This is a genomic window from Bradyrhizobium sp. Ken64, from assembly GCF_055807555.1.
Genome location: NZ_JBVVPA010000001.1, coordinates 164,853 through 189,332, shown reverse-complemented (window position 1 = coordinate 189,332; position 24,480 = coordinate 164,853). Strand labels below are relative to the sequence as shown.

Genomic DNA, 24,480 nt, shown 5'->3' with positions numbered 1-24,480 from the left:
TGCCCCTGGACCACTATAGCGGCATGGGACCATGCGGTTTTCCCATGCGGAACCCGCTTGCCGCGGCCCCCAACCGGCGTCATATTTCGGTCAGGCCGTTCATTCCGGACGGCCGATGTTCTCAGGGCGGGGTGAAAGTCCCCACCGGCGGTAAGGGCCGTAAGGCCCAAGCCCGCGAGCGCCTTCCTCAAAGCCTTGCTGAGGGGAAGGGTCAGCAGATTCGGTGCAACTCCGAAGCCGACGGTTAAAGTCCGGATGAAAGAGAACGGTCGGTGGCAGACGCATCGCAGGATGCGGCTGTTTGTCGTTCCGTGTGCCCTGATTCTGGTCCTTAACTGAGGAAAGCCATGAATCAGATGTTGCAAGATACCCAAGCCGAAACCTCCCAACCAACCCAAACGCCACCGCCGGTTCCGCAGGATCCGGCGCCCGACCATCCGCGCTTCGCGAAACCGCAGCGGGTGGCCTTCGTGCAGGCCTGCTGGCACCGCGACGTGGTCGCGGAGGCCCGTATCGCCTTCGTGAGGGAGGCGGAAGCACGCCACCTCAATCATGTCGACGTGTTCGAGGTGCCGGGCTCGTTCGAGATCCCGCTGCACGCCCAGATCCTGGCCAAGACACGGCGCTACACCGCGATCGTCGCGGCCGGCCTCGTCGTCGACGGCGGCATCTATCGCCATGAGTTCGTCGCCGACACCGTGATCAAGGCGCTGATGGACGTGCAGCTGCGCACCGAGGTGCCCGTGTTCTCCGCGGTGCTGACACCGCAGCAATTCCACGAGACCGAGGTGCACTACGATTTCTTCCGCAGGCATTTCGCGATCAAGGGCGTCGAGGTTGCGGCCGCCTGTGCGGAGACATTGCTCGGGCTCGAACGCCTGCGCGGCCAGGTCGCCGCGGGAATCGTGTAACGCGGCGCAACGACCATCCCTCATCCCGAGGGGCGCCAAGCGCGTCTCGAAGGATGAGGGGCGATCGCCGCCGTCATTACCCCAATGACACGCCCGCTTTGGCGCGGCTGATCCCGAGGGCCAGGATGCGCTGCAGGAGAGCCGGATATTTGAGCCCGTCATGTAGAGCCGCCGTGGCGAATTCCTGGCTCTTCGCGATCTCGGGATTGGGATTGGCTTCGATGAAATACGGCGTGCCGTCGGCGGTGAGACGAAAATCGATGCGCGCGTAGCCGTCGAGGCCAAGCACCCGGTAGATGCGTTTCGCGGCCCGCTGGATCCTGGCGGTCACTTCCGGCGCCAGATCCTTCGCGGGCCCGTCGACGATGCCGACCTTCTCCTGATAGTCGGTGTCGTGCTTGGCCTTCTCCGTGGCGATGTGCCGTGACGAGCGGCCGCCCATGCTGCCGAATTTCAACTCCCAGACCGGCAGAACGCGTAAGCGGTTGTTGCCGAGCACGCCGACGTAAAGCTCTCGCCCCTCGATGAACTGCTCGGCGATGGCGGCGGATTCAACCCGCTCGTGGATGAAGGCGACCCGCTCCGCCAGCTTCTCGTCGGTATCGACGATCGAGGCTTGCGAGATGCCGAACGAGCCATCCATGTTCAGGCTCTTGACGATCAGCGGCAGCGCAAGACGCGTCGGGCGTTTCACCTTGCGGCGCATCGGGAAGACGGCAAAGGCCGGCGCGGCGATCCGGCGGTGATGCACCAGCGTCTTGGACAAGTCCTTGCCGCGGGCCAGGGTCAGTCCGCGCGGATTGCACCCGGTATAAGGGACCTTCATCAGCTCGAGATAGCTCGCGATGTGCTGGTCGAAAGCGACGTTGTTGTGGAATTCCTCCAGCAGCGTGAACACCACGTGCGGCTTGAACTCCTCGATCGCTTCGCGCACCGGCTTGATTTCCTCCTGCGCGCCGAGTGGTCGAACCTCGTGGCCGGCTGCGCGCAAGGTACTCACCACGTCGTATTCGGTTTTCCACGCGTTGATTTCCTGCGCGGTATGCCCGTCGCTGGAGTCCGGCGGCACGAAGTCCGGATGCATGAGGACCAGAATGCGCAGACGTCTCATAGCGCGATCCATTTTCGTCGAGACGGGCCAAACATCGTGTGCATCGTCTTGGCGGTGACGAGGACGATGAAGTCGAGAACGAGCTTCTGTTCGGGACCGGCGGCGCGCAGATCGAGCTCGCGACAACGAGAGATCATCTCGTCAAGCACGGCATCGAGCGTAAGTTGATTCTCGCCGGTCCATCGGGAGACCAATTGCCTGATCTGGGAGCGGTGGCGCCTGATCAGGGCCGAAGCCGGCTTTGAGCGGTGATGCCGTGGATCGGCCGAAAACAGGCGGGAGAGATCGCGGTCGTAGGTCTTGGGGGGCGTGAAGGCGTAGAACGCCTGCTTCTTCTTGTAGTGCTCTTCGAGCGTCTGGCTGAGCCGACCCAGCGTATCGACACGCTCCCGTGTCGTGATCGGCGGTCGCTTGCCCGCGATCTCGCCCATCAGCTCGTCGACATATTCGAGCTTCTTCAACGCCGGCCACCCCGCGTATCGCGTCCGCCAGTTCGAACGGGGCCGCAGCCACACCGCAAAGGTCTCGGCGAAATCCTCGTCCGGGTGGCTCTGCGCATACCACAGCCGCAGATGCTGGACATAGCGCCGGCTGGCCGGATTGGGCCGGTAGTAGCGTGGATAATGTTTCGACGACGGGCCGAACAGTTGCTGCCAGCGCCGGCGGCGCTGCAACTGGTAGCCGTGCTGTATGGCGTGGCCCGCTTCGTGACGGAGGATGGCCATGCATTCGCGCCAGGTCCCGCCCTCGACGTCGAACATCATCTTCTTCTCGAGCTTCATCAGGCGCGGATGAGCGAGATAGAACGGAATGGCGATGCCGGGAACGCCGCCCGGACTGAACCATTCGCTCGACATCCAGGTGTGCGGCCGCAGCCGGATGCCGCGCTCCTCGAGCTCCTCGTACAGCGTGCTGACGCAGTCCTCGAGCCAGGTGCCTTCGACCGTAACCCTCAGGCTGGAGAGGCGTTGCTTGAGCAACTCGTCATCCGACAGCTTCTCCCAGGCAAATTTCCGGCGTGGCATCGGGCATCCAGAGGGCAGAGATGACTCGGGATTCGGATGATGTCATGGGCGCTCGTTGGCAACAACCCGCGCCTTGCGCGTGAGGGAGCCGTAGGGTGGGTTAGGCGCAGCCGTAACCCACCTCTTACTTTCCGCGGGGGCAGAAGTGGTGGGTTACGCCGAGCGGTCTGCGCTTCGCGCAGTCCGCAGGGCTAACCCACCCTACGAGGTCAGCGTGCTTAGTCGAACAGGCTCGACACCGACTCTTCCGCCGCGGTGCGCGCGATCGCGTCGGAGATCAGGCTGGCGATCGGCAGCGTGCGGATGTTCGGCGCCTTGCTCACCGCATCGGTCGGCAGGATCGAATCGGTGATCACCAACTCCTTCAGCCTGGAGTTCGTGATTCGGGCCGCAGCGCCGCCGGAGAGCACGCCGTGGGTGATGTAGGCGTAGACGTCCTTGGCGCCCTTGGCGATCAGCGCGTCGGCGGCGTTCACCAGCGTGCCGCCGGAGTCCACGATGTCGTCGATCAGGATGCAGGTGTAGCCGGCGACATCGCCGATCACGTTCATGACCTCGGATTCACCCGCCCTCTCGCGGCGCTTGTCGACGATCGCGAGCGGGGTGTTGATGCGCTTGGCGAGACCGCGTGCGCGCGCCACGCCGCCGACGTCGGGCGAGATCACCATCGTCCTGGAGAGATCGAACTTGTCCTTGATGTCGCGCACCATCAGCGGCGCCGCGTAGAGGTTGTCGGTCGGGATGTCGAAGAAGCCCTGGATCTGGCCGGCATGCAGGTCCAGCGTCATGACGCGGTCGACCCCGGCCTGCGTGATCAGATTGGCGACGAGTTTTGCCGAGATCGGCGTGCGCGAGCCCGATTTGCGGTCCTGCCGGGCGTAGCCGAAATAGGGCAGCACCGCGGTGATGCGGCGCGCCGAGGAGCGGCGCAATGCGTCGGTGATGATCAGCAATTCCATCAGATGGTCGTTCGCCGGGAATGAGGTCGACTGGATGACGAAGGCATCCGAGCCGCGCACGTTCTCCTGGATCTCGACGAAGATCTCCATGTCGGCGAAGCGCCGTACCACCGCCTTGGTCAGCGGCAGGTCGAGACCCTGCGCGATGGCCTGCGCGAGAGCCGGATTGGAGTTGCCGGCGACGAGCTTGATGGAGCCGTTCTTGGCCGACATGGACGCTTCCTCCCGCGCTTTGCTGGACACGATGTTCAACATCAAACAATACCCACTGGAAGCACGGTTACGACGGGCGAGGAAATATCAGGCCGGAGGCTGCAATGGCAACCCGGGACGCTACGTTTTCCCTGCGAAATCCCGAGTCCGGCCAACGGTTTGGCCGGAAGTTGGGACCGTGGTTTCGCGGGGGTTATCGCTCGGCATAGCCCAGCGCCGAGGCCGGCATCTCTGCCACCGGAGCCTCCGGTATCACGCTCGCCACGGCCGGCCCGCGCAAGCCGGGAGCCGAGTTCGGCGCATCCGGCGTGCCGTTGATCATGTTGGAAAGTCCGCTGAATCCGGCCTGGGCGATCTTCCGCAGCACGAGGTCGTCGGCAGCGCTCCAAGGATCGCGGGCAGCATCTCGGCCGCCCTTGGCCGCCGTCGGTTCCTCGCCGGAAAGGCGCAGCGCCCGCTGCTGGTTGGCGTCGTAGACGTCCCAGACCCAGGCGATCACGGTCTTGCCGCGCACGATCTGGGCGGAGAGGTAGCTGCGCACGCGGTAGGCAGCCGTCCCCTCGCGGGAGACCACGGACAGGCTGCGCAGCTTGGATTCGCTGTCGAGCACGCCGACCATGCGGTCGAACACTTGCGGCGGCGGTCCGTCGATCGATTCGAACGCGACCGTCGCCCCGGAGCCGGCGCTCGGCGCCATCGCATAGGAGTTCGCGGCACCACCGCCACCGGCACAGCCGCCAAGCGCGGCCGCAGCCGTCAGCAGCATGACCGCCAGCACGCGCGAACCCGCGCGGCGCAAGATGAATGACGCATCCCTCATTGTGGAGGGCAGCGATATCGTTAAAACGCATTAACGTCTAGGGCGGGGGCGCCACAGCCCACTGTCATCGCGCGCAGGCATCGCCCCGGAATGATACGGGTTGCCTTTGTGTTCACGCTTCGAGCGCGATTGCGTGAACGTGGCGGCCGTAATCCGGCTCCTTGCGATGCACCGAGCGGCGGTAGCTGAAGAAGCGTTCGTCGGCATAGGTGTCCAGACCGAGATCGTCGATCATCAGGATGCCCGCGGCTTCCAGGCGCTTCCGGATCAAGCCGGCGAGATCGAACATCGCGTGTCCATCGCGCACCGATGGGATGAAGAACATGGCGTTGTCCGCATCCGCCTCGATGAAGCGCGCCACGAACTCGTTGCCGACTTCATAACTGTCCTGGCGGATCAGCGGGCCGATCGCGGCGATGATGCCGCTGCGCGATGCCCCGAGTTTTTCCATCGCTGAAATGGTCTGCTCCAGCACGCCGGTGAGCGCACCCTTCCAGCCGGCATGCGCGCCCCCGATCACGCCAGCGTCGGGATCGACGAACAGCACCGGCCCGCAATCGGCGGTGGAGACGCCGAGCGCGATGCCGGGCACCTTCGTCACCAGCGCATCGCCCTTCGGCCGCGGCCCGTTCGGCCAAGGCGTCTCGGCTATGAGGACGTCCGGCGAGTGGATCTGGTGCAGGCTGAGAAAGCGTTCCGGTGCGACGCCGACATGCTCGGCCATGCGGCGGCGATTCTCCGCGACAAGGGCTTGATCGTCGTTGGAGCCGAGCCCGCCGTTCAGCGCGGAATAGATGCCGCCTGAGACGCCGCCCTCGCGGGTGAAGAAGGCGTGGCGCAGGCCGGGCACCGCCGACAGCAGCGAGGAGGCAAGCGTCATGAACCGTCTCCGGGGCGTTCGAGATCGCTGAGGCCCGCAAGGCCCGTCAACCGCGGCTCGGAAATGCCAAGCACCTTGAACATCGAGCCCATGCCGCTACGCCCGGTTTCGGTCAGGCGCTTGAGCGCGATCGAAATGTCGGTGGCGACGTCAGGCGCTGCCTTCTGCATCAAGGCGGCTGCACGGGTCTCGATGCCGACGCGCTTGAGGAAATCACCCTGCGTCACCGGCCCGTGCACGCGGGCACCGACGTCCTCCGCCCCGCGCGCGAGCGCCTGGAAGTCGACATGGGCTGTGACGTCGGCCTGGCCCGGCGCCTTCAGGGGATCGGTGAAGGTATGGCGCGCGATCGCCTGGAAGGTGTCGCCGGCATCGCTGCGCAGATGGCCGTAATCGATGATCAGCGCCGCGCCGTCCTGGTCGCGCACGCGGCTGGCGAGCTTCATGATCTCCGCATCGGGCCGCCATTCGAACACGGCACCGACGGGCGCGGCGCGCACCAGAGGCGGCAGCAGCACCTCGAAGCGCGGCGTCGGCTCCGCCGCCGCGCCGAATTGAAGTTTTCCGTTGGCGTCGACCTCGATCACGCGCTCGTGCCAGCCGTTCTCGTGACGGACCATCTGGTGGATCGGCAGCACGTCGAAATATTCGTTGGCGAGGATGATGCTCGGTCCCTCAGGCACGTCGTCGATGCTGTCGTGCCAGGCGATGTTGCGCACGCCCGACAGCGTCGCACTCTGCCGCTCGCGCAGGACCGGATTGACCTCGACCATGTGGATGTGGAGCGCCTGATAGAGCGGCGGCAGCACGCGGAGCGCACGCAGCGCATCAGCCATCATGGTGCCGCGGCCGGGGCCGAGCTCGATCAGCCGCAGGAATTGCGGTGCCCCCATCTGCTTCCACACCGAGGCGGTCCACAGGCCCAAGAGCTCGCCGAACATCTGGCTGACCTCGGGCGCTGTGGTGAAATCGCCTTCTCGTCCCAACGGATCGCGCGAGACGTAATAGCCGTAGCGGGGATGCATCAGGCACAGTTCCATGTACCGCCAGACCGGCATGGGGCCTGAGGATTTGATCAGCGCCTTGATCTCGTCGAGTAACGGCTGGTCGGTCACGGCCTATCTTCTCAAAAGGAATTAACGAATAGCCCCTGCGGGCTTCGGCGCATCGCGCCTCACGGCCAATACAATAAGTATGCCGCCCACAATAAGCATCGGGATCGACAACAGCATGCCCATGGTTAATCCGCCCCAGAGGAAGCCGAGCTGGACGTCCGGTTCGCGGAAATGCTCGCCGGCGATCCGGCTCAATCCATAGATCAGGATGAAGGCGCCGAGGATCATGCCCGGCCGCTTCAGGGCACCGAAGCGGATCATGACCGCGAGGACCGCAAACAGCAAAATGCCCTCCATGCCGGCCTCGTAGAGCTGGCTTGGATGGCGCGGCAGCTGGGTGGGATCGTTGGGGAAGATCATCGCCCAGGGCAGCTCCGGGTCGGCGGCGCGGCCCCACAATTCGCCGTTGATGAAATTGGCGATGCGGCCGAGCAGCAGCCCGACCGGGGCGACGGCGGTGGTGATGTCGCCGAGCGACAGGATCGAGATGCGGTTGCGATAGGCGAACCACATCACCGCGACGACGCAGCCGAGGAAGCCGCCGTGGAAGGACATGCCGCCTTCCCACAGCCTGAGGATCGCAGCGGGATGGTCGATGAAGAAGGGCAGATTGTAGAACAGCACATAGCCGGTGCGACCGCCGAGGATGATGCCAAGCGTGACCCACAGGATGAAGTCGTCGATCTGGACCAGCGACATCGGCGCCGGGCCGCCCCACAGGCGCTCTTTCTTCAGGAGCGAGCGCGCATAGAGCCAGCCGAACACGATGCCGCAGATATAGGCCAGCGCATACCAGCGGATCGCGAACGGACCGATCTCGATCGCGATCGGCTTGAAGGCGGGAAATTCGATGAGAAGAAGTTGCATCGCGCCTTCTATGACTAGACGAGATTGCGGCGATAGAGCGCCAGCAGACGCTCCCAATGCCGCTCGGCGGCGTCGCGGTCATAGACCGGACGCTTGGGGAAGGCGAAGCCGTGATGGGTGCCGGGATAGATCTCGACTTCGGCTTTGGCGCCGCTCATGCCCTGCTTCACCTTCTCGATGATCTCGGCGGGCGCGTAGATGTCGGTCTCGGCGCAGGCGAAGTAGAGCTCGGCCTTGGTCTTGGCCGCCGCGAGATGCGGGCTGTCGTCCTGGTCGGTTGCGAGCTGCGTGCCGTAGACCGAAGCGGCTGCCTTGACGCGATCGGGAAAATGCGTGGCGGCGTTGACGGCGTAGCGGCCGCTCATGCAGTAGCCGACGGTGCCGACCAGCTTGGTGTTCGCGGCCGCCTGGCCCTCGGCATAGGTGAGCAGTGCCCGTGTGTCGTCCATGATCATGGGGATCGTGAGCGATCCCATCAGCGCGAACATGCGCTTGCGCTCCGGCGCGTTCGGATCGGCCGGAAGCGCGCCGAGCTCCATCACGCCGGAGCGGTAATAGAGGTTCGGCAGCATCACGTAATAGCCCGATGTCGCGAGCCGGCGCGCCATGTCGCGCAGCTCTTCGCGGATCGCCGGCGCGTCCATGTAGAACAGGACGACCGGAAACGGCCCGCCGCGCTCAGGATGGCTGATGAAAGTTGCGGTGTGGCCGTCCTTGGTGGGGATCGCGATCTGCTGGTCGATCATCTCGAGCGCCTTTTGTGATTCTTCTTATGCAGGGACGTTGAATACGATTGCAAGGAAACCGGGGCATGACAAGGATACCGCCGATCGGCTCTTGAACCGGCCCAAACGGATTGCCATTGTCTTCCCGCGCGTTCGCGCAGAGTTCATCGAAAGCCGCCAGGAGACCGACATGACCCAGACCAACAACCGGTTTTTCGACGAGATCGGCCGCCTGATGAACGACGCCGCCGGTGCCGCGCAGGGCGTCAAGCGCGAGTTCGACACGGTGATGCGCACCCAGGCCGAAAAATTCCTGCGCGACATGGACCTGGTCAAGCGCGAGGAGTTCGAGGCGGTCAAGGACATGGCGCGTCTGGCGCGTGAAGAGAACGAGGCTCTGAAGGCGCGCATCGCGGCGCTGGAGGCCAAGCTCGGCGGCTAACTCCGCCGGGGTCCATCCGGGCGATCCGGTTCCGCCCGGTAGCCCATTCTCCTTGTCATTTCCGCGTCTTCCGGGTAAAAGCCCGCCACGTCCGCAGCCCCCGCACCCCTGGAGGCTTGCTGCGGCGTATGCCATGGGCCGCGTTGCGGCCCATTAACTTTTGCAAAAACAAGGACTTAACGTTATGGCGACCGTCAAGGAATTGAAGGCGACCGCACGTCCGAAGAGCGGCAAGGGGGCCGCCCGGGCTGAGCGTCGCGCCGGGAGAGTGCCCGGAGTGATCTACGGCAACAACCAGCCCCCGCTGACCATCTCGGTTGACGATCGCGAACTGCGCTCGCGCATCCTCGCCGGCCGGTTCCTGACTACGCTGGTCGACATCGATCTCGAGGGTAACAAGCACCGCGTGATTCCGCGCGACTACCACCTCGATCCGGTCAAGGATTTCCCGATCCACGTCGACTTCATGCGGCTCGGCGAAGGCGCCACCATCCGCATCAGCGTTCCCTTGCACGTGGTGAAGGCTGAAGGTTCGCCCGGCGTGAAGCGCGGCGGCGCCGTCAACATCGTTGCGCATGCGATCGAGCTCGAGTGCGGCGTGGAGAACATCCCGCAGTTCATCGAGGCTGACGTCGGTTCGCTCGAAATCGGCCACTCGCTGCATCTCTCCGACATCAAGCTGCCGGCCGGCGTGAAGGCGCTGACCGCCGAGGACGCGACCCTCGTCACCATCGTGCCGCCGTCCGGCTACGCCGAAGAGCTGAAGGCCGCGGCTGCTGCTCCTGCTGCGGGTGCTGCTGCTCCGGCGGCTGGTGCCGCTCCGGCTGCTGGTGCTGCTGCTCCGGCAGCGGCTGCCAAGGCCCCGGCTGCCAAGGCTCCCGCCGGCGGCGACAAGAAGAAGTAATCTCTCAAAGCTGGCGCGCGGTCCCTGACCGCGCGCCGAGCGAGGGGCGCGCCGCGTCATGCGACTCTTTGTTGGGCTCGGCAATCCCGGCCCGAAATTCGCACGTAACCGGCACAATGTCGGCTTCATGGCCGTCGACGAGATCGCGCGGCGTCATGGGTTTGCGCCCTGGCGCCGCAGGTTTCAGGGCGAGACCTCGGAAGGCACGCTCGGCACCGAGCGCGTGATCCTGCTCAAGCCGATGACCTACATGAATGAGTCCGGCCGCAGCGTTCAGGAAGCGGCAAGCTTCTTCAAGATCGCGCCGGGCGACGTCACCGTATTCCATGACGAACTCGAACTGCCGCCGGGCAAGGTGCGGGTGAAGATCGGCGGCGGCATCGCCGGCCATAACGGCCTGCGTTCGATCTCCGCCCATATCGGCAACGAGTACCGCCGGGTGCGGCTCGGCATCGGGCATCCCGGCGTCAAGGAATTGGTGCACGGCCACGTGCTGTCCGACTTCGCCAAAGCCGACAACGACTGGGTGGCGACGCTCTGCGACGCGGTGGCCGAGCACGCGGCACTGGTTGCCAAAGGCACGGACGCGACCTTCGCCAACAGGGTGCACCTCGCCATGCAGGCGAAGGGATTTTTGACCAAGGACGACAACGGCAAGGAATAACGCTCGTGGGATTTAAATGCGGGATCGTCGGGTTGCCCAATGTCGGCAAATCGACCTTGTTCAACGCCCTGACCGAAACGGCCGCGGCGCAGGCGGCGAACTATCCGTTCTGCACGATCGAGCCGAATGTCGGCGAGGTCGCGGTGCCGGATCCGCGGCTCGATAAGCTCGCAGCGATCGCCAAGTCGGGCCAGATCATCCCGACCCGGCTGACCTTCGTGGACATCGCCGGCCTCGTGCGCGGTGCGTCCAAGGGTGAAGGCCTCGGCAACCAGTTCCTCGCCAACATCCGCGAGGTCGACGCCATCGCGCATGTCGTGCGCTGCTTCGAGGATTCCGACATCACCCATGTCGAGGGCAAGATCGCCCCGCTCGCCGACATCGAGACCATCGAGACCGAGCTGATGCTCGCGGATCTCGACAGTCTCGAGAAGCGCGTCGACAATTTGTCCAAGAAGGCCAAGGGCAACGACAAGGACGCCAAGGAGCAGCTCGACCTCGTCAATCGCACCCTGGTGCTGCTGCGCGAGGGCAAGCCCGCGCGCCTCGTCGAGCGCAAGGCGGAGGAGGAGCGTGCCTTCGGGATGCTCGGCCTGCTGTCGTCCAAGCCCGTGCTCTACGTCTGCAACGTCGAGGAAGGCTCGGCCGCGACTGGCAATTCGTTCTCGAAGGCGGTGCAGGACCAGGCCGCCAAGGAAGGCGCCATTGCCGTCGTCATCTCGGCAAAAATCGAATCCGAGATCGCCACCATCTCACGTGACGAACGCGCCGACTTCCTGGAGACGCTGGGTCTCGAAGAGGCCGGCCTCGATCGCCTGATCCGGGCCGGCTACACGCTGCTCGACCTCATCACCTATTTCACGGTGGGCCCGAAGGAAGCGCGCGCCTGGACCATCTATCGCGGCACCAAGGCGCCCGGCGCGGCCGGTGTGATCCACACCGACTTCGAGAAGGGTTTTATCCGCGCCGAGACCATCGCGTATGAGGATTACGTCGCGCTCGGCGGCGAAGCCGGCGCCCGCGATGCCGGCAAGCTCCGCCTCGAAGGCAAGGAATACGTCGTCGCCGACGGCGACGTGATGCATTTCAGGTTCAATACGTAAGCTGACGTTGTCATTCCGGGGCGCGCGAAGCGCGAGCCCGGAATCCATTCATCCACTTGTCCTGAGGCTCGATGGATTCCGGGCTCGCCTCTGCGAGGCGCCCCGGAATGACGGGCCTCACCGCACCCCGCCGCCCTGATCCCTGATCGCGCCGAGATGCTCGTTGATGCGGAAGATGATCAGGATCAACTCGGCGATGATACGCGAGAACACGATCCCGACGACGACGCTCGCGATCGACGACAGCAGCATCAGGAAACCGCCGAACGGGCTGATCGCCATCATCGCGAGGCCGGAGAAGATGCCGGAGAGGCCGAACAGGCAGATCAGCGCGATCACCAGCCAGTAGAAGGTCTTGATGATCGTCGGCGTGATAAAGCGGTCCCATTGAAACAGGTCGCTGAATGAAAACATTGCTCTCCCCAGGGCAATTCAGGTGTTGTCGGGTCTTGCAAATGGATCGTGGCCCCTGATCGATCCGACTCAAGACCGACGCCGGCGCGCCGAATGTAGCACGAGCCATGCGGGCCAGCGGGTTGAGATTGCCGCAAAGTGCGGCCACAATCTGTCATTCCCTCAAACCTTTCCCAAGATGACCCTGACCTTCGAAGATTTCCCGCCCGGCCGGTTCGGAACATTCGGCCCGCGCCATGTCACGCGCGACGAGATCGTGGCCTTTGCCGCCGAGTTCGATCCGCAGCCGATGCACCTCGACGAGGAGGCCGCCAGCAAGAGCATGCTGCGCGGTCTGTCCGGCTCGGGCTGGCATCTCTGCTCGCTGATGATGCGGATGATGGCCGACGGTTTCATCACCCGCGCCGCTTCGCTGGGATCTCCCGGCGTCGATGAAGTGCGCTGGCTGTCGCCGCTCAGACCCGGCGACGACCTCCTGCTCGACGTTGACGTCGTGGAGGCCCGCACCTCGAAGAGTCGCCCGGAGCTCGGCATCGTCAAGTTCAAATGCACCGTGCGTAACGCCGGGGGTGATGCGCTGTGCGAGATGACCTCGCCGATCCTGATCAAGCGGCGCGAGGGGGCGGTCTGATGCCATTTTTCGAAGAGATCGAGATTGGGCATCGCCGCGAGATCGGCGCCTATACGTTCACGGCCGACTCGATCAAGACATTCGCCGCAAAATTCGATCCGCAGCGTTTTCACCTCGACGAGGAGGAGGGCAAGAACTCGCTGTTTGGCGGGCTCGCGGCCTCGGGCTGGCATGTCGGCTCGGCCTGCATGAGCCTGCTTGTCGCCGACGGCCAGCGCCTGGCGCGGGAAGCCGCTTCGCGCGGCGAGGAGGTCGCGGTGTGGGGCCCGTCGCCGGGCTTTCGCGACCTGCGCTGGATCAGGCCGGTGCTCGCCGGCGACATCGTCACCTACGTGAACGTCGTCATCGACAAGCGCAGCTCCGCCTCGCGACCCGGCTGGGGCATCCTGACCGCGCGCACCACCGGCACCAACCAGCGCGGCGAGGACGTCTACGCCATCACCGCCAGTGCCTTCGTGCCGATGCGTGTGAACGTCGGTTAGATTCGTTCCAGGATGAACGGCAAAAACAGCGTGCGAGTGTTGCTTCCGCGCTATGGACGCGATTCCGGGCGGCTGCCATAAGCCTGCGCAACATGGTTTTCCCGCGAAGCAGTTCGCGGAACCATCGAGTTGCTAACCAATTATGAACCTGTCGCTGTCTATTTGAACGAACTGGGCAGAGTACAGGGGACGAGGACCATGGCAGACCGCGGCGCACTCAAGCTGGTCGGATTCATCTTTGCTACCGCGACGCTGGCCGTGATGCTGGTCGCCGGCATGGTGGTGAAGGGCTATGCCGACGGCGCCTACACCCTGGAAGCCTCGACCGTGGAAGCCACCCGGTAAGACTTCGTTAACTCCGCACGGCCGCAACGCGGCCTCCGCCCTCAGCGGCTATAGACGAACGCCAATATCGCGATCGCAACCGCCAGCAATCCGACAAAACGCAGCATGATCGTGCCGAACTGGTTCGGCGCGGGCCGCAGCGGTATCGGGTCGGTGGTGTCGGGCCGAATGCTTTCCATGAACTGTCCCCGGGCCCGCCGCGATGGCAGGAGCGCTTGGCGTTAGTCGCCGGGGGGATGCGGGAAGTTCAAAGGGGTGACCTTCACCTCGCCCCGCTTGCGGGGAGAGGTCGGATCGCACAGCGATCCGGGTGAGGGGGACTCTCCGCGAGTCCATCTGTCACCGAATTTTCTGAAGCAGCCCCTCACCCCAACCCTCTCCCCGTAAGAACGGGGCGAGGGAGAGCACACACACACCAGAATCAAAACCGCCGCGCCCCTTTCGGAACGCGGCGGCTGGTGATGCGGAATCTCGCGATCAGCTGTTGCGCAGGCCGTCGGCGGCGCGCTTCCACTGCGAGACGTTGTCGGCGATCATGCGGGTCGACTTCATCGCGGCCTGGCTGAGCTGGGCGTAGCCGGAGATCTCGCGCTGGACGCGCTGGCCTTCGGCGTGGAGCAGATCGCGCAGGCTCTCGAGCTCGGAGATCAGATTCTCGATCTCGGCGAGCGAGGTGCCGGCGACGCGCTGGATCAGCGAGTTGACGTTGGTGACGGTGGCCTCCGCGCTCGGATCGAGCGGCGGCGCGTCCGTGGTGCTCGCTGCCGGACGGCGCAGATAGGCGATGTCGTTGCGGACGAAGTCACGGATGCCGGCTTCGACTTCCGTCACGGCGGCGAGGTTGGTGTCGATGGTCTCGGTCTCGGTGCCTTCGGTCTTTTCCGGGCGCATGGCGTTCATCGTTATTCCCCTGTTCGCGTTGAGCGCAGCGCGAGTGTCCCCCGCACGACGACGTCAGTCTGGGACTAGGGCGTCGGATTTTGGCCGCAACTTGGCCGAGGTGCGGCAAGGGCGGTCCATTCGGGGGCTTTGCCGTGGCGTATGGTTACGGAAGTCTGAACGCCGCCGCGCTGAACTTTCTAGTTCCTCATGGTGAGGAGCGCGAAGCGCGTCTCGAACCATGCAGGCCCAACTTTAGCAGCGGGGGCCTCGATCCTTCGAGACGCGCGCAAGAGCGCGCTCCTCAGGATGAGGAGAAAGATTAGCGCCGACCTACCAGCTCTTCTTGAAACCCGCCGTCAGGCTCTTGTTGATCGCCCCTTGCGAGGTTTCGCCGACCGAGCCGGAGACGGTGACGTTGTCGAAGAGCTTTTGCTCGGCGCCGACCTTGCGCAGCCATTTGTCGTCGGTGGTCGACAGCGACTGGCCCGCGGTGATGCTGGTGCCGGTGTCGGTGAGAGTGACCTTGGCCGACTGGTCGGTCTCGTAATTGCGCGTGATGTGACCGCCGACGCCGGGGAGCGCCGTGGTGCCCTGCTGGTTGACGCTGTAGCCGTTCTGGAGCGTCAGCGACGTGTCGCCCGACAGCGGCACCGACTTGATCAGCGAGGCCCCGAGCTTGCTCTGCTCGGCGCCGGGATCGACGCGGGCCTCCACCGCGGTCTTGTCCCAGATCGCGCCTGCGCCCGGCGCGGTCGCGGCCGCCCAGGCGCTGCCGGACGACTGAGGCACGCTGCCGCCATTGGTCGCCTTCTGCGCCAGGAGCTCCGACATCGTCCGCGGCTCGCTCGTCACCGTCATGTCGGCGCCGATGCGGGCGTCCCAGAATGAGGATACCGACTGCTTCACAGTCACCGCCGAGGAGCCGTTGGCGTTGGCGTTCGTCGTCCAGTTCAGCCCGTCCTTGGCGGCGGCCTGCGCACGCTTCTTGGCGGCGACGATGTCGTTGAGCGTGCCGGCGTCGATCGCGAGCTGGCCCCAGTCGAGCTTGTCGACGTCGATGCCGCTCAGCACGTCGGAGTCGTTGACATCGGGGGCCTCCGCCGCTTCGGCGTCCTCGTCGGGCAGCGCGGCCGGGCCGGGAGAGAAGGGCGGAATGATCTGCGCCGACACCGTCAGCACATATCCCAGGATGAAAGCGGCCGCCAGCATCGGCAGCCTGATCCAGCCAAACCCTGTCGCGAATTCCATCGTCCTGCCCGTCAGCCCAGTTCTCGCCGAGGATGCGGAACCATCATTGCGAAATTGTGGCGGTTCCATCGAACGCGAACCAACGGGCCGCGCGAAAGGCGCGCGCCCGATGACGAGCTTCTCCACGATTGCATCCGGCGGGGCTGGAGGCCAGGACGCGTCGCGGGGAGCATCAGCCTTCGGTCCCGAAGTGCGGGGCCCGTTGGTGTTCCGTTCAGCCGACGCTGGTCATCTTCGGCAGATGAATGGCGCGGCCAAGTGCCTGTTCTACCAGAGCAAACGTGTCGATCAGCACGCGCATGCTGGTGAGCTTGCCCGCCTTGAACTGGGCGAACTGCGCGACCCGCAAGCTGATCGGCTTGCTGGAATCCAAGGCGGTCAGCGAATAGCGCAGCATCGAGGCGGCGGAATCGACGCCGAGCATGATGCTCTCGCGGTCGAAGCGGCGAACCTGGAAATTGTCCGCGAGCTGGTGGATGACGTCGAGCACGGCGTCCTTGCCCTGGCGCGCGCCGAGGAACGGAAACATGTCGATCGGGCCGTAGAGCGCCCACTCGACGTCCTCGTCGATGAGGGCCTCGATGTCCTCGAAATGCCGGTCGTTGATCGCGCGGTGCAATGCGCGCGAGAAACGCCAGAGGCTGTGCTCTGTCATCTTGGGCAGTCCTGAAGCTGGCTTGCGATAAAAACGAAAAACAACCCCAAGCGCACAGGATAGGTGCCGCGGGGTCGCTCAACTCATTTGTATACGAACAAAATACGCCAATTCGGCCAAAACGCAATTCACGTTTTCGCAATGCACAATTGATCCCTGCGTGTGAGATTTACAATAGAACTCCGTATTTTCCCGGTTCGGGCCGGTTTGGAGAGAGCTAGCCCCCGTCCGCCCGCTCGCCCACGATCAGCGGGCCGATCTCGCGTTCCAGCACCTGCTGCACCAAATCGTAGGAATCGATGATCTCGCGGATCTGCGCCACCTGGCCGTTGCGGAAAGTGTAGAACACGGCCATGTCGACCTGAATGATGCGGTCGTTGCTGCGCTTCCTGAAGAACACGCGCAAATAGGCCGCGACCGCGTCGCCCTCGGCGACGATCTGCGGCACCTCGTAGCGGATCTCGGCGTATCGCTCCTGCACGGTGCGCCAGAATTCGCCGAGTTCCTCCTTGCCGTGGCAGGGGCCCATGTGGGGCAGCACGTCGATTGGCGCGTGGGTGAGGAAGTCGACGTCGTCGGTGCAGCACGACAGCGCGGCCTCGAGATCGCTGCGCGCGATGGCGTCGAGCAGATGCAGTACGCGCTGGCGATTGAGCTTCTCGACCGTCATTCCGCCCGTCCCTCGTTGGCCGTGTGGAGTTCGCGCAAAGCTAGCGCGCGGCCTCGGACACCGGCAATCCGCAAAACCACAGGGGATATTGCTGACGTATGACGCGCAAGCGCAATGCCAGGTTCATGGCTGCAATTAACGGTTGAGCGAACGCGTCCCTGCACGAATTCGCGTGGCGTTCGGCTGCATGGGCGCGCGAAGCAAAGGGGCGCGTGGGAAGCACTGGGTGCGGCCGCGCGCGGCAGCGAAGGCGGGGAACCCTGACAGGCCCGCGCCCGTTGAGAGCGCGACACCGCCTTCGGAGACATCGATCCATGAAATCCCTCGCCGCCATCGCCGCCGCACTTCTCATCTGTGGCGCGACCTCCGCCGCCAACGCCAAGGGCTGCATCAAGGGCGCCGTCGTCGGCGGCGTCGCCGGCCACTATGCCGGCCATCACGGCGTCCTCGGCGCAGCCGCCGGCTGCCTCTACGGCCGCCATCATGCCAAGGAGCAGCAAGAGCAGGAGAGGCAGCGGCAACAGCAGAGCCAGGTGAACGGGCAGGGCAAGCTGTAATCCTTCGTCATTCCGGGCGCGCCCCTTGTTCCCGCAGAGGAAATGGGCGTGACGCATCTCACATCAGGCCTCCCTGATGGCGGCTAGATTCATCCGCATGTCATCAGGGAGACGTGCCATGGCCGCCATCGCCAGAGTCAGAAAGTCCAACCTGCACAACGCGCTCGAAGGCCTCGCGCTGACCGCGACGCTGCAGAGCTTCCCGACCTTCGCCGCCGCCGCCTTCCTGCTCAAGCTGGTCGGCAACCACGACCTGGTCGGCGATCCCGGCGTCGCCATCTTCGTCGCCATCGCCTCGCTCGCCCATGCGCTGCTTGCGGTGACGTTCGGGCCGAGCTTCCCGCACCTCTTCAAGACCATCTACGAACCGAAGTTCTTCGAGGCCCATCTGTCGCTCGCCGACAAGATCACCGCATGGCGCACCCAGCCGGTCGCGTCGCTGCAACTGATGACCATCGTGCTGCTGCTGTCGGTGATGGCCGTGGTGACGGCGAGCGTGGGGTGATCGCATCATGCCCTTCATCACCGCGTCGAAATCTGGCCCGCTCAACTGGCTCGAAGGCTTTGCGCTCACCGCGATCCTGCAGGGCTTCCCGATCTTCGCCGCGGCGTCGCTGATGGTGAAGCTGCTGGGACATGACCGCGGTGGCAATCATGTCCTCACCATCGCGATGGCGTCGATTTTCTACAGCTGTCTCGCCATCTGGGCGGGATCGACATTCCCGAGCTTTGCAAAGAACGCCTACGAACCGCTGTTCTTCGACGCCAGCATGTCCTTCTCCGACAAGATCGCCCGCTGGCGCGCCAAGCCGGCGACGTCGATGCAGCTGGTCGCCTCAGTGCTGCTGCTGTCGCTGCTGGCGGCGAGCGTGGGGTGAGTGCGGACGCCGCCATCAATAACCATGGGCGGCGCCGGCGCTGTGCGCCCCTACCTCTTCTTCCACCCACCTCTATGCCCCGGCGCCCCTCCGCTCGACCGCGGCGATGGCCCGAACTCTGGCCCCGATTGCCTTGAGTCCGTCGGCTGGATGATGCGGCTTTCGCCGCCGAACGGTTTTGTCGGCAGCGCGCGATCCCCCCGATATGGCAGCGACTCCGGGCCGTGCATCTCGTCGAGATGGGGCTTGTGCACCTTCGAGCCGCTGCCGCCGCCGCTCGCCTTCAGCGCGGAGCTCACGGTTTTCTTCTTCATGGCGCTGACCGGCAAATTGGCGGCGTCGCCGTATTTCTTCGCGCCCGCATACGCGCCGGCCTTGCCCTGCACCGTTCGCTGCTTGACCGTGGGATCGTCGACCACCGCGAGCTCGGTGGCGCGCAGGCGCTTGACCTCGTCGCGCAGCCGCGCGGCTTCCTCGAAGTTCAAATCGGCGGCGGCCTCGCGCATTCTCGTCTCGAGATCGCCGAGCACGGCTTCGAAATTGTGGCCGATCGAGATGACGTCGTCGGTCATGTCGTGGCCGCCGATCTCGACCAGGACATGATCGCGCTCGTAGACGCTGTTCATGATGTCGCCGATCGACTTCTTGATGCTCTCCGGCGTGATGCCGTGCGCCGTGTTGTACTCGACCTGCTTCTCGCGGCGGCGGTCGGTTTCGGCGATGGCGCGCTCCATCGAGCCCGTCATCTGGTCGGCATAGAGGATCACCTTGCCGTCGACGTTGCGCGCCGCGCGGCCGATGGTCTGGATCAGCGAGGTCTCGCTGCGCAAGAAGCCTTCCTTGTCGGCGTCGAGGATCGCGACCAGCGCGCATTCGGGAATGTCGAGGCCTTCGCGCAGCAAATTGATGCCGACCAGGGCGTCGAAGGCGCCGAGGCGCAGATCGCGGATGATCTCGATGCGTTCGATGGTGTCGATATCGCTGTGCATGTAGCGGACGCGAATGCCCTGCTCATGCAGATATTCGGTGAGGTCCTCCGCCATGCGCTTGGTCAGCACCGTGATCAGCGAGCGATAGCCGGCCTGGGCGGTGGCGCGGACCTCGCCGACGAGGTCGTCGACCTGGGTGCGGGCCGGGCGGATGTTGACGGGCGGATCAATCAGGCCGGTCGGCCGGATCACCTGCTCGACGAACACGCCGCCGCTCTCGTTGATCTCCCAGGCGCTGGGCGTGGCCGAGACCGCGACCGTCTGCGGCCGCATCATGTCCCATTCCTCGAACCGCAGCGGGCGGTTGTCCATGCAGGAGGGCAGCCGGAAGCCATATTCGGCGAGGGTCGCCTTGCGGCGGAAGTCGCCGCGGAACATGCCGCCGATCTGGGGCACAGTGACGTGGCTCTCGTCGGCGAACACCAGCGCGTTGTCGGGCACGTATTCGAACAGCGTCGGCGGCGGCTCGCCGGGCAGGCGCCCGGTCAGATAGCGCGAATAGTTCTCGATGCCGGCGCAGCTTCCGGTCGCCTCCATCATCTCGAGATCGAAGGTGGTGCGTTGCTCCAGCCGCTGCGCTTCCAGCAGGCGGCCCTGGTCGTGGAGCTGGTCCAGCCGCATCTTCAATTCGGACTTGATCGACTTGATCGCCTGCACCAGCGTCGGGCGTGGCGTCACATAGTGCGAGTTGGCGTAGATCTTGATGAATTCGAGCTCGTCCTGCTTGTGGCCGGTGAGCGGGTCGAACTCCTCGATGGTCTCGACGGTGTCGCCGAACAGGTTCACGCGCCAGGCGCGGTCTTCATAGTGCGCCGGGAAGATGTCGATGACATCGCCGCGCACGCGAAATGTGCCGCGGGTAAAATCGGCCTGGGTGCGCTTGTACTGCAGGGCGACGAGGTCGGCGATGAGCTGGCGCTGGTCGATGCGCTCGCCCTTCTTCAGGGCAAAGGTCATCGCGGTGTAGGTTTCGACCGAGCCGATACCGTAGATGCAGGACACCGAGGCGACGATGATGACGTCGTCGCGTTCGAGCAGCGCGCGCGTCGCCGAATGGCGCATGCGGTCGATCTGCTCGTTGATCGAGGAGTCCTTTTCTATGTAGGTGTCCGTGCGAGGGACATACGCTTCCGGCTGGTAATAGTCGTAATAGCTGACGAAATACTCGACCGCGTTGTCGGGGAAAAAGCTCTTGAACTCGCCATAGAGCTGGGCGGCGAGCGTCTTGTTCGGCGCCAGGATGATGGCGGGGCGCTGCGTCGCCTCGATCACCTTGGCCATGGTGTAGGTCTTGCCGGAGCCGGTGACGCCGAGCAGCACCTGCGAGCGGTCGTTGCGATTGATGCCTTCGACCAGCTCGGCGATCGCGGTCGGCTGGTCGCCGCGCGGCTCGTAGTGCGACTTGATCTCGAAGCGCACGCCGCCTTCGGACTTCTCCGGGCGCGGCGGCCGATGCGGGGTCCACACCCTGGTGGAGCCGTCGTCCTTGCGGAACTCCGGCCGGCCCTCGCGGATCAGCGATTCCAGCGCGTCGGCGGTCGCCTTGACGCCGAGCGCCTCCATCTTGCTGCGCGGCGGGCGCGCCAGGGCTTCGGCATCGTCCTCTTCGGTGGGAAGGCCGAGCTGACGGGCCAGTTCGGGATCGAGCGTCGGGATCGTGGCCGCGGTTCCGTAATTGGCCTGCGGCGCCTCGTCGAAGCCCGCGTCGCGGGCGCCGGGCGGCTGCGGATTGGGCCGCAGCGGCATCGGCCGCGTATTGTCCTGCGGAAACTCCTTCGGCGTCGAAGCGCGCGCGCGATGCGCGGCGGCCTCGCCCCCGGAGCGGCGGTCGCGCGAATTGTCCGGCGGCGGCTGCAGGCCGGTGCCCGATCCGAGCCCGGCATCGCCGCGATTGATCGCGGGATTGAGCAACTCGGCCAGCGCCGGCCCGATCGGCTGCACGTCGGGGCGAGACGCCTTGGAATTTGGCGCCTTGGAATTTGGTGCCTTGGCGGTCGGAGCCTTGGTCTTGGGGGATTTGCCGGATTTTTCGGAGGATGCAGGTTTCTTCGCCATGCTCCGAATATGGGGCGAGTCCGGCTCTCAGGAAAGGGCGAAAGCCCTTCCCGGATCAGACTGCTGACAGCAGGTTGGCAGCAGCCTTGGGATCACGGATATTGCGGTTCACGCCGCCGGCGACGGTCCCTCATCGTCCCCGGCCGCCTGACGCGGCTCGAGGATGTCGAGATGGATGCCGCCGCAATCGGTGCAGCGCATGGCCCAATACTCGCATCCGGCACGGCCGCCGATCACGCGGAGCACCGTGAGATCGCCGTCGCATTCCGGGCAGCTGGACAACACATTGCGGGTGTAAATCCTCGGCCGCGGCGTGTCTTCGAATTCGATGACTGACATGACCGGTTTCCCCCTTTGACCCTGCGCCGTTCCTTGGTTCGCCTGCAGTCCCGCTCGCTTATTCGTCGTCGCTGTCGTCGGCCCGCCGGCGGAAGCGATCGATGTGATGCTTGGCATGGGCAATCGCGGCATCGGGATCGGGCCAGGCGAAGCCGACTTCCATGGCCGGAAACAGCACGCCGTCGATGGCAACCGGGCTGAAATCGGCACGCCGGATACGGGCGTGCCACAGCCCCTTGCCAGCTTCGAAGGATTCGATGTCAAAGCCGTCGTAGAGGGTCGTCATTGCAGTCCCCAAAATGTTTTGTTCGAGCGCCTTGTTGGAGGGTCAGGGGACCACGTTTGCGGATTCTGGGATGTGAAGCCGTTCACAAGCGGCCGGCTTTTTTGCCCAAGGTCCGGTCGCAGCGTCAGTTCCGCGCGCCGGTGCGGCCGGACCGCCGGACGGGACGGGCGGCGGGTTCCGACGCCGCGCGCATGATCCAGCGGCGGAACGCGGCAAAGTCGCGCTGCTCGGTCTGGAAGCTGCGATAGAGCAGGTACCAGCGCATGCCCTTGGGCACCGAGAGTTCGAATGGCGCCACCAGCCGGCCGGCGGCGAGATCGTCGTCGATATAGGGCCGGATGCCCATGGCGATGCCGAGCCCGTCGGCGGCGGCCTGAAGCGCCTGGCCGTAGAACTGGAACTCCGGCCCCCGCGCGTTGATGCGCGCGAGGTTCGCGGCCCTGAGCCAGATCGGCCAGTCCTCGGGCGAATGCGCCACGCGGATCAGGCTCGGTCCCCTAAGATCGGCCGGGCGCTTCAGCGAGGAGGCGAGGCGGGGCACGCAGACCGGTGTGAGATCGCCGGCGAACAGCGGCTCGGCCACCAGCCCCGGCCAGTCGCCGGTGCCGAGCTGGATGCCGCAGCTCCAGTCCTCGCCGAACGGCACCGACGCACCGCCGGTGGTGAAGCGTACCTCGATGTCGGGCTCCTCGTTGCGAAACTCCGACAGGCGTGGGATCAGCCAGCGCATCGCGAAGGTGTGGCCGATGCCGATGGTGAGCACGCGGACGCTCGAGGGCGCCGTCACCTGGGCCGTGAGGCTCGCGAGCGCGTCGAAAATTGGCGTCAGCCCGCTCTGATAGGCGCGGCCCGCCTGCGTGAGGAGCAGCCTGTTGGCCTTGCGCTCGAACAGCGCGACGCCGAGCCGTTCTTCCAGGATGTGCACCATGCGGCTGACGGCGGCTGCCGATACGCTCAGCTCGAGGCCGGCCGCGGCAAAGCTCCCGGCCCGCGCGGCGGCTTCGAATGCCTTGATGCCGTTGAGAAACAGCAAGCGCCGCAAATGACCGACCCTCAGGAAAGCTGATGCCAGGCCAAGATAACTCAGTTTGCGTAGACGGGGCAAGCGGGGCAGAAATATCGGCGTAATCCAGGCTGATTTGCTGAAGCGCAGGCGGGTGAGGGGGACTCTCCGCGAGTCCCACTGCTGGCTCCCTTGCGGAGACTCCCCCTCACCCCACCCTCTCCCCGCAAGCGGGGCGAGGGAGTGAAGCACCTTTGCGTCCGTTACATGCCACCACCGGAGACATCGCGTGACGCCCATCATGATCGCTGCCCTTGGATTGCTGATGGTCGGCACCGCGTTCCTGTCGGGGCTGTTCGGCATGGCGGGCGGGCTGATCCTGATCGGCGTGCTGCTGGCCTTGATGCCGCTGCCGACCGCGATGGTGTTGCATGCGATCACGCAGATGGCCTCCAACGGCTGGCGCGCCTTTCTCTGGCGCGCGCATATCCGCTGGCGGCCGGTCGCGAACTATATGGCCGGCGCGGCCGTCGCGCTCGCGGCGTGGTCGCTCACCCGCTATGTGCCGGACAAGCCGGTCGCGCTGCTGCTGCTCGGCGTCACCCCATTCATGGCGCGGCTGCTGCCCGCGAACATCAAGCCGGATCCGGATCGTCTCTGGCAGGGCACCGTCTACGGCACGATCTGCATGGGCCTCATGCTGATGACCGGCGTGTCGGGACCGCTGCTCGACACCTTCTTCCTCGGCGGCAATTTCGGCCGGCGCGAGAAGGTGGCGACCAAGGCGATGTGCCAGCTCGTCAGCCATTTCATCAAACTGATCTATTTCGGCGGCGTGATCGACCAGGCCGCGACGCTCGATCCCGTGATCGCGGCCGTCGCGATCGCAGCATCCATGCTCGGCACCACGCTGGCGCGGCGCATCCTCGAAGCCATGACCGACCAGCAATTCTTGGCCTGGTCGATGAAGCTGATCACCACCATCGCCTGCTACTATATCGCCTATGGCAGCTGGCTGCTGGTCCGCACGCCCGTGCTGGCAGCCTTCGACAAGGGAGGTTTGCAATGAGCGAGACTGCCGACCCGCTGGTGCTGGACTTCGTCGAATGGGTTGCGCGCGAGCCGCGCGCCTATGCCGAGGTGATCGCGACCTGGAAAACCTCGTGCCCGCGCCTTACCATCTGGGAAGACGCCGCCGACCGCGGCTACGTCGCGCGCGAGACGCTGCCCGGAATGGGGTTGATCATCGCGGTGACAAGGGACGGCGAGAAGCTGCTGCGCTCGAACGGGCGGTGACTCGGGTCCGG

At 65.1% G+C, this 24,480-nt stretch carries 31 protein-coding genes and 1 riboswitch; of the genes, 13 read left to right on the top strand and 18 right to left on the bottom strand.

Features of this window, described 5'->3' with window-relative positions; all coding sequences use genetic code 11:
- Window positions 1-113 precede the first annotated feature (113 nt).
- Window positions 114-271, top strand: a riboswitch (FMN riboswitch).
- 76 nt (window positions 272-347) lie between these two features.
- The gene (locus AC0L2F_RS00955; protein ID WP_473247189.1) at window positions 348-911 is read left to right on the top strand and encodes a 6,7-dimethyl-8-ribityllumazine synthase; all 564 of its coding nucleotides are present in this window, start codon (window positions 348-350) and stop codon (window positions 909-911) included.
- Between the two features lie 76 nt (window positions 912-987).
- Here AC0L2F_RS00955 and AC0L2F_RS00950 read toward each other — a convergent pair whose 3' ends face one another.
- The 8 genes from AC0L2F_RS00950 to AC0L2F_RS00915 all read right to left on the bottom strand — a co-directional run bounded on the left by AC0L2F_RS00950 (window position 988) and on the right by AC0L2F_RS00915 (window position 8,647).
- Window positions 988-2,022: a D-alanine--D-alanine ligase family protein gene (locus AC0L2F_RS00950; RefSeq protein WP_007596826.1), complete on the bottom strand. Its 1,035-nt coding sequence runs from the start codon at window positions 2,020-2,022 to the stop codon at window positions 988-990.
- Window positions 2,019-3,047 (bottom strand): putative zinc-binding metallopeptidase, encoded by a 1,029-nt coding sequence (locus AC0L2F_RS00945; RefSeq protein ID WP_473247188.1) that lies wholly within the window; start codon window positions 3,045-3,047, stop codon window positions 2,019-2,021. The genes AC0L2F_RS00950 and AC0L2F_RS00945 overlap by 4 nt, the downstream gene beginning before the upstream one ends.
- 218 nt (window positions 3,048-3,265) lie before the next feature.
- Window positions 3,266-4,219 carry a ribose-phosphate pyrophosphokinase gene (locus AC0L2F_RS00940; RefSeq protein ID WP_007614838.1) on the bottom strand — a complete coding sequence of 318 codons (954 nt, stop codon included), beginning with the start codon at window positions 4,217-4,219 and terminating at the stop codon, window positions 3,266-3,268.
- A 193-nt stretch (window positions 4,220-4,412) separates the two neighbouring features.
- Window positions 4,413-5,039 carry a hypothetical protein gene (locus AC0L2F_RS00935; RefSeq protein ID WP_473247187.1) on the bottom strand — a complete coding sequence of 209 codons (627 nt, stop codon included), beginning with the start codon at window positions 5,037-5,039 and terminating at the stop codon, window positions 4,413-4,415.
- A 112-nt stretch (window positions 5,040-5,151) separates the two neighbouring features.
- Window positions 5,152-5,919, bottom strand: a complete 768-nt coding sequence (pgeF, locus tag AC0L2F_RS00930) for a peptidoglycan editing factor PgeF (protein WP_473247186.1) — start codon at window positions 5,917-5,919, stop codon at window positions 5,152-5,154.
- Window positions 5,916-7,034, bottom strand: coding sequence for a class I SAM-dependent methyltransferase (locus AC0L2F_RS00925; protein ID WP_473247185.1), 1,119 nt, complete (start codon window positions 7,032-7,034; stop codon window positions 5,916-5,918). Before AC0L2F_RS00925 ends, pgeF begins: the two co-directional genes overlap by 4 nt.
- Window positions 7,035-7,055: 21 nt before the next feature.
- The gene (gene lgt / locus AC0L2F_RS00920; protein ID WP_473247184.1) at window positions 7,056-7,901 is read right to left on the bottom strand and encodes a prolipoprotein diacylglyceryl transferase; all 846 of its coding nucleotides are present in this window, start codon (window positions 7,899-7,901) and stop codon (window positions 7,056-7,058) included.
- A gap of 14 nt (window positions 7,902-7,915) precedes the next feature.
- Entirely contained in the window at window positions 7,916-8,647 is a 732-nt protein-coding gene (locus tag AC0L2F_RS00915) for a dienelactone hydrolase family protein (protein WP_007614833.1), read from the bottom strand.
- Window positions 8,648-8,816: 169 nt separating this feature from the next.
- Between AC0L2F_RS00915 and AC0L2F_RS00910 the strand changes: the two genes are divergently transcribed.
- The 4 genes from AC0L2F_RS00910 to ychF all read left to right on the top strand — a co-directional run bounded on the left by AC0L2F_RS00910 (window position 8,817) and on the right by ychF (window position 11,739).
- A complete protein-coding gene (locus AC0L2F_RS00910) occupies window positions 8,817-9,068 on the top strand; it encodes an accessory factor UbiK family protein (protein WP_007596812.1) in 252 nt (83 codons plus the stop codon).
- A 184-nt stretch (window positions 9,069-9,252) separates the two neighbouring features.
- Window positions 9,253-9,972: a 50S ribosomal protein L25/general stress protein Ctc gene (locus AC0L2F_RS00905; protein WP_007614832.1), complete on the top strand. Its 720-nt coding sequence runs from the start codon at window positions 9,253-9,255 to the stop codon at window positions 9,970-9,972.
- A gap of 58 nt (window positions 9,973-10,030) precedes the next feature.
- Window positions 10,031-10,636, top strand: a complete 606-nt coding sequence (gene pth / locus AC0L2F_RS00900) for an aminoacyl-tRNA hydrolase (protein WP_007614831.1) — start codon at window positions 10,031-10,033, stop codon at window positions 10,634-10,636.
- A 5-nt stretch (window positions 10,637-10,641) separates the two neighbouring features.
- Entirely contained in the window at window positions 10,642-11,739 is a 1,098-nt protein-coding gene (ychF, locus tag AC0L2F_RS00895) for a redox-regulated ATPase YchF (protein ID WP_007614830.1), read from the top strand.
- A 117-nt stretch (window positions 11,740-11,856) separates the two neighbouring features.
- On the opposite strand, the gene AC0L2F_RS00890 is transcribed toward ychF, so the two are convergent.
- Window positions 11,857-12,153, bottom strand: a complete 297-nt coding sequence (locus tag AC0L2F_RS00890; RefSeq protein ID WP_007596805.1) for a DUF4282 domain-containing protein — start codon at window positions 12,151-12,153, stop codon at window positions 11,857-11,859.
- Between the two features lie 178 nt (window positions 12,154-12,331).
- Between AC0L2F_RS00890 and AC0L2F_RS00885 the strand changes: the two genes are divergently transcribed.
- The 3 genes from AC0L2F_RS00885 (at window position 12,332) to AC0L2F_RS00875 (ending at window position 13,611) form a co-directional block, all read left to right on the top strand.
- On the top strand, window positions 12,332-12,784 hold the full coding sequence (locus AC0L2F_RS00885) for a MaoC family dehydratase (RefSeq protein ID WP_063993928.1): 453 nt from the start codon (window positions 12,332-12,334) through the stop codon (window positions 12,782-12,784).
- Window positions 12,784-13,266 (top strand): MaoC family dehydratase, encoded by a 483-nt coding sequence (locus AC0L2F_RS00880; protein ID WP_007614828.1) that lies wholly within the window; start codon window positions 12,784-12,786, stop codon window positions 13,264-13,266. The genes AC0L2F_RS00885 and AC0L2F_RS00880 overlap by 1 nt, the downstream gene beginning before the upstream one ends.
- 198 nt (window positions 13,267-13,464) lie before the next feature.
- Window positions 13,465-13,611 carry a hypothetical protein gene (locus AC0L2F_RS00875; RefSeq protein WP_007614826.1) on the top strand — a complete coding sequence of 49 codons (147 nt, stop codon included), beginning with the start codon at window positions 13,465-13,467 and terminating at the stop codon, window positions 13,609-13,611.
- A gap of 41 nt (window positions 13,612-13,652) precedes the next feature.
- On the opposite strand, the gene AC0L2F_RS00870 is transcribed toward AC0L2F_RS00875, so the two are convergent.
- The 5 genes from AC0L2F_RS00870 to AC0L2F_RS00850 all read right to left on the bottom strand — a co-directional run bounded on the left by AC0L2F_RS00870 (window position 13,653) and on the right by AC0L2F_RS00850 (window position 17,066).
- On the bottom strand, window positions 13,653-13,790 hold the full coding sequence (locus AC0L2F_RS00870; RefSeq protein WP_007614812.1) for a hypothetical protein: 138 nt from the start codon (window positions 13,788-13,790) through the stop codon (window positions 13,653-13,655).
- Window positions 13,791-14,088: 298 nt separating this feature from the next.
- Entirely contained in the window at window positions 14,089-14,511 is a 423-nt protein-coding gene (locus AC0L2F_RS00865) for a hypothetical protein (protein WP_063993927.1), read from the bottom strand.
- Window positions 14,512-14,823: 312 nt separating this feature from the next.
- Window positions 14,824-15,741, bottom strand: a complete 918-nt coding sequence (locus AC0L2F_RS00860) for a hypothetical protein (RefSeq protein ID WP_179950126.1) — start codon at window positions 15,739-15,741, stop codon at window positions 14,824-14,826.
- 214 nt (window positions 15,742-15,955) lie between these two features.
- Window positions 15,956-16,396: a nuclear transport factor 2 family protein gene (locus AC0L2F_RS00855; RefSeq protein ID WP_063993926.1), complete on the bottom strand. Its 441-nt coding sequence runs from the start codon at window positions 16,394-16,396 to the stop codon at window positions 15,956-15,958.
- Between the two features lie 217 nt (window positions 16,397-16,613).
- Window positions 16,614-17,066 (bottom strand): nuclear transport factor 2 family protein, encoded by a 453-nt coding sequence (locus AC0L2F_RS00850; RefSeq protein WP_007614804.1) that lies wholly within the window; start codon window positions 17,064-17,066, stop codon window positions 16,614-16,616.
- Window positions 17,067-17,380: 314 nt separating this feature from the next.
- Between AC0L2F_RS00850 and AC0L2F_RS00845 the strand changes: the two genes are divergently transcribed.
- From AC0L2F_RS00845 to AC0L2F_RS00835, 3 genes are all read left to right on the top strand, one after another.
- A complete protein-coding gene (locus AC0L2F_RS00845; RefSeq protein ID WP_063993925.1) occupies window positions 17,381-17,623 on the top strand; it encodes a hypothetical protein in 243 nt (80 codons plus the stop codon).
- Window positions 17,624-17,741: 118 nt separating this feature from the next.
- Window positions 17,742-18,128 (top strand): hypothetical protein, encoded by a 387-nt coding sequence (locus AC0L2F_RS00840; protein ID WP_007614801.1) that lies wholly within the window; start codon window positions 17,742-17,744, stop codon window positions 18,126-18,128.
- Window positions 18,129-18,135: 7 nt separating this feature from the next.
- On the top strand, window positions 18,136-18,501 hold the full coding sequence (locus AC0L2F_RS00835) for a hypothetical protein (protein WP_063993924.1): 366 nt from the start codon (window positions 18,136-18,138) through the stop codon (window positions 18,499-18,501).
- 50 nt (window positions 18,502-18,551) lie between these two features.
- Here the strand turns inward: AC0L2F_RS00835 and uvrB are convergent, their stop codons facing one another.
- The 4 genes from uvrB to AC0L2F_RS00815 form a co-directional block, all read right to left on the bottom strand.
- Window positions 18,552-21,545: an excinuclease ABC subunit UvrB gene (gene uvrB / locus AC0L2F_RS00830; protein ID WP_473247183.1), complete on the bottom strand. Its 2,994-nt coding sequence runs from the start codon at window positions 21,543-21,545 to the stop codon at window positions 18,552-18,554.
- 108 nt (window positions 21,546-21,653) lie between these two features.
- Window positions 21,654-21,884, bottom strand: a complete 231-nt coding sequence (locus tag AC0L2F_RS00825; protein ID WP_473247182.1) for a hypothetical protein — start codon at window positions 21,882-21,884, stop codon at window positions 21,654-21,656.
- 58 nt (window positions 21,885-21,942) lie between these two features.
- Window positions 21,943-22,170 (bottom strand): hypothetical protein, encoded by a 228-nt coding sequence (locus AC0L2F_RS00820; RefSeq protein ID WP_007614796.1) that lies wholly within the window; start codon window positions 22,168-22,170, stop codon window positions 21,943-21,945.
- Window positions 22,171-22,294: 124 nt separating this feature from the next.
- Window positions 22,295-23,212, bottom strand: a complete 918-nt coding sequence (locus tag AC0L2F_RS00815; protein ID WP_473247181.1) for a LysR substrate-binding domain-containing protein — start codon at window positions 23,210-23,212, stop codon at window positions 22,295-22,297.
- Window positions 23,213-23,462: 250 nt separating this feature from the next.
- On the opposite strand from AC0L2F_RS00815, the gene AC0L2F_RS00810 reads away from it, so the two are divergent.
- Together AC0L2F_RS00810 and AC0L2F_RS00805 are read left to right on the top strand one after the other, a co-directional pair.
- Window positions 23,463-24,242, top strand: coding sequence for a TSUP family transporter (locus AC0L2F_RS00810; protein WP_473247180.1), 780 nt, complete (start codon window positions 23,463-23,465; stop codon window positions 24,240-24,242).
- On the top strand, window positions 24,239-24,469 hold the full coding sequence (locus tag AC0L2F_RS00805; protein WP_473247179.1) for a hypothetical protein: 231 nt from the start codon (window positions 24,239-24,241) through the stop codon (window positions 24,467-24,469). The genes AC0L2F_RS00810 and AC0L2F_RS00805 overlap by 4 nt, the downstream gene beginning before the upstream one ends.
- Window positions 24,470-24,480 lie beyond the last annotated feature (11 nt).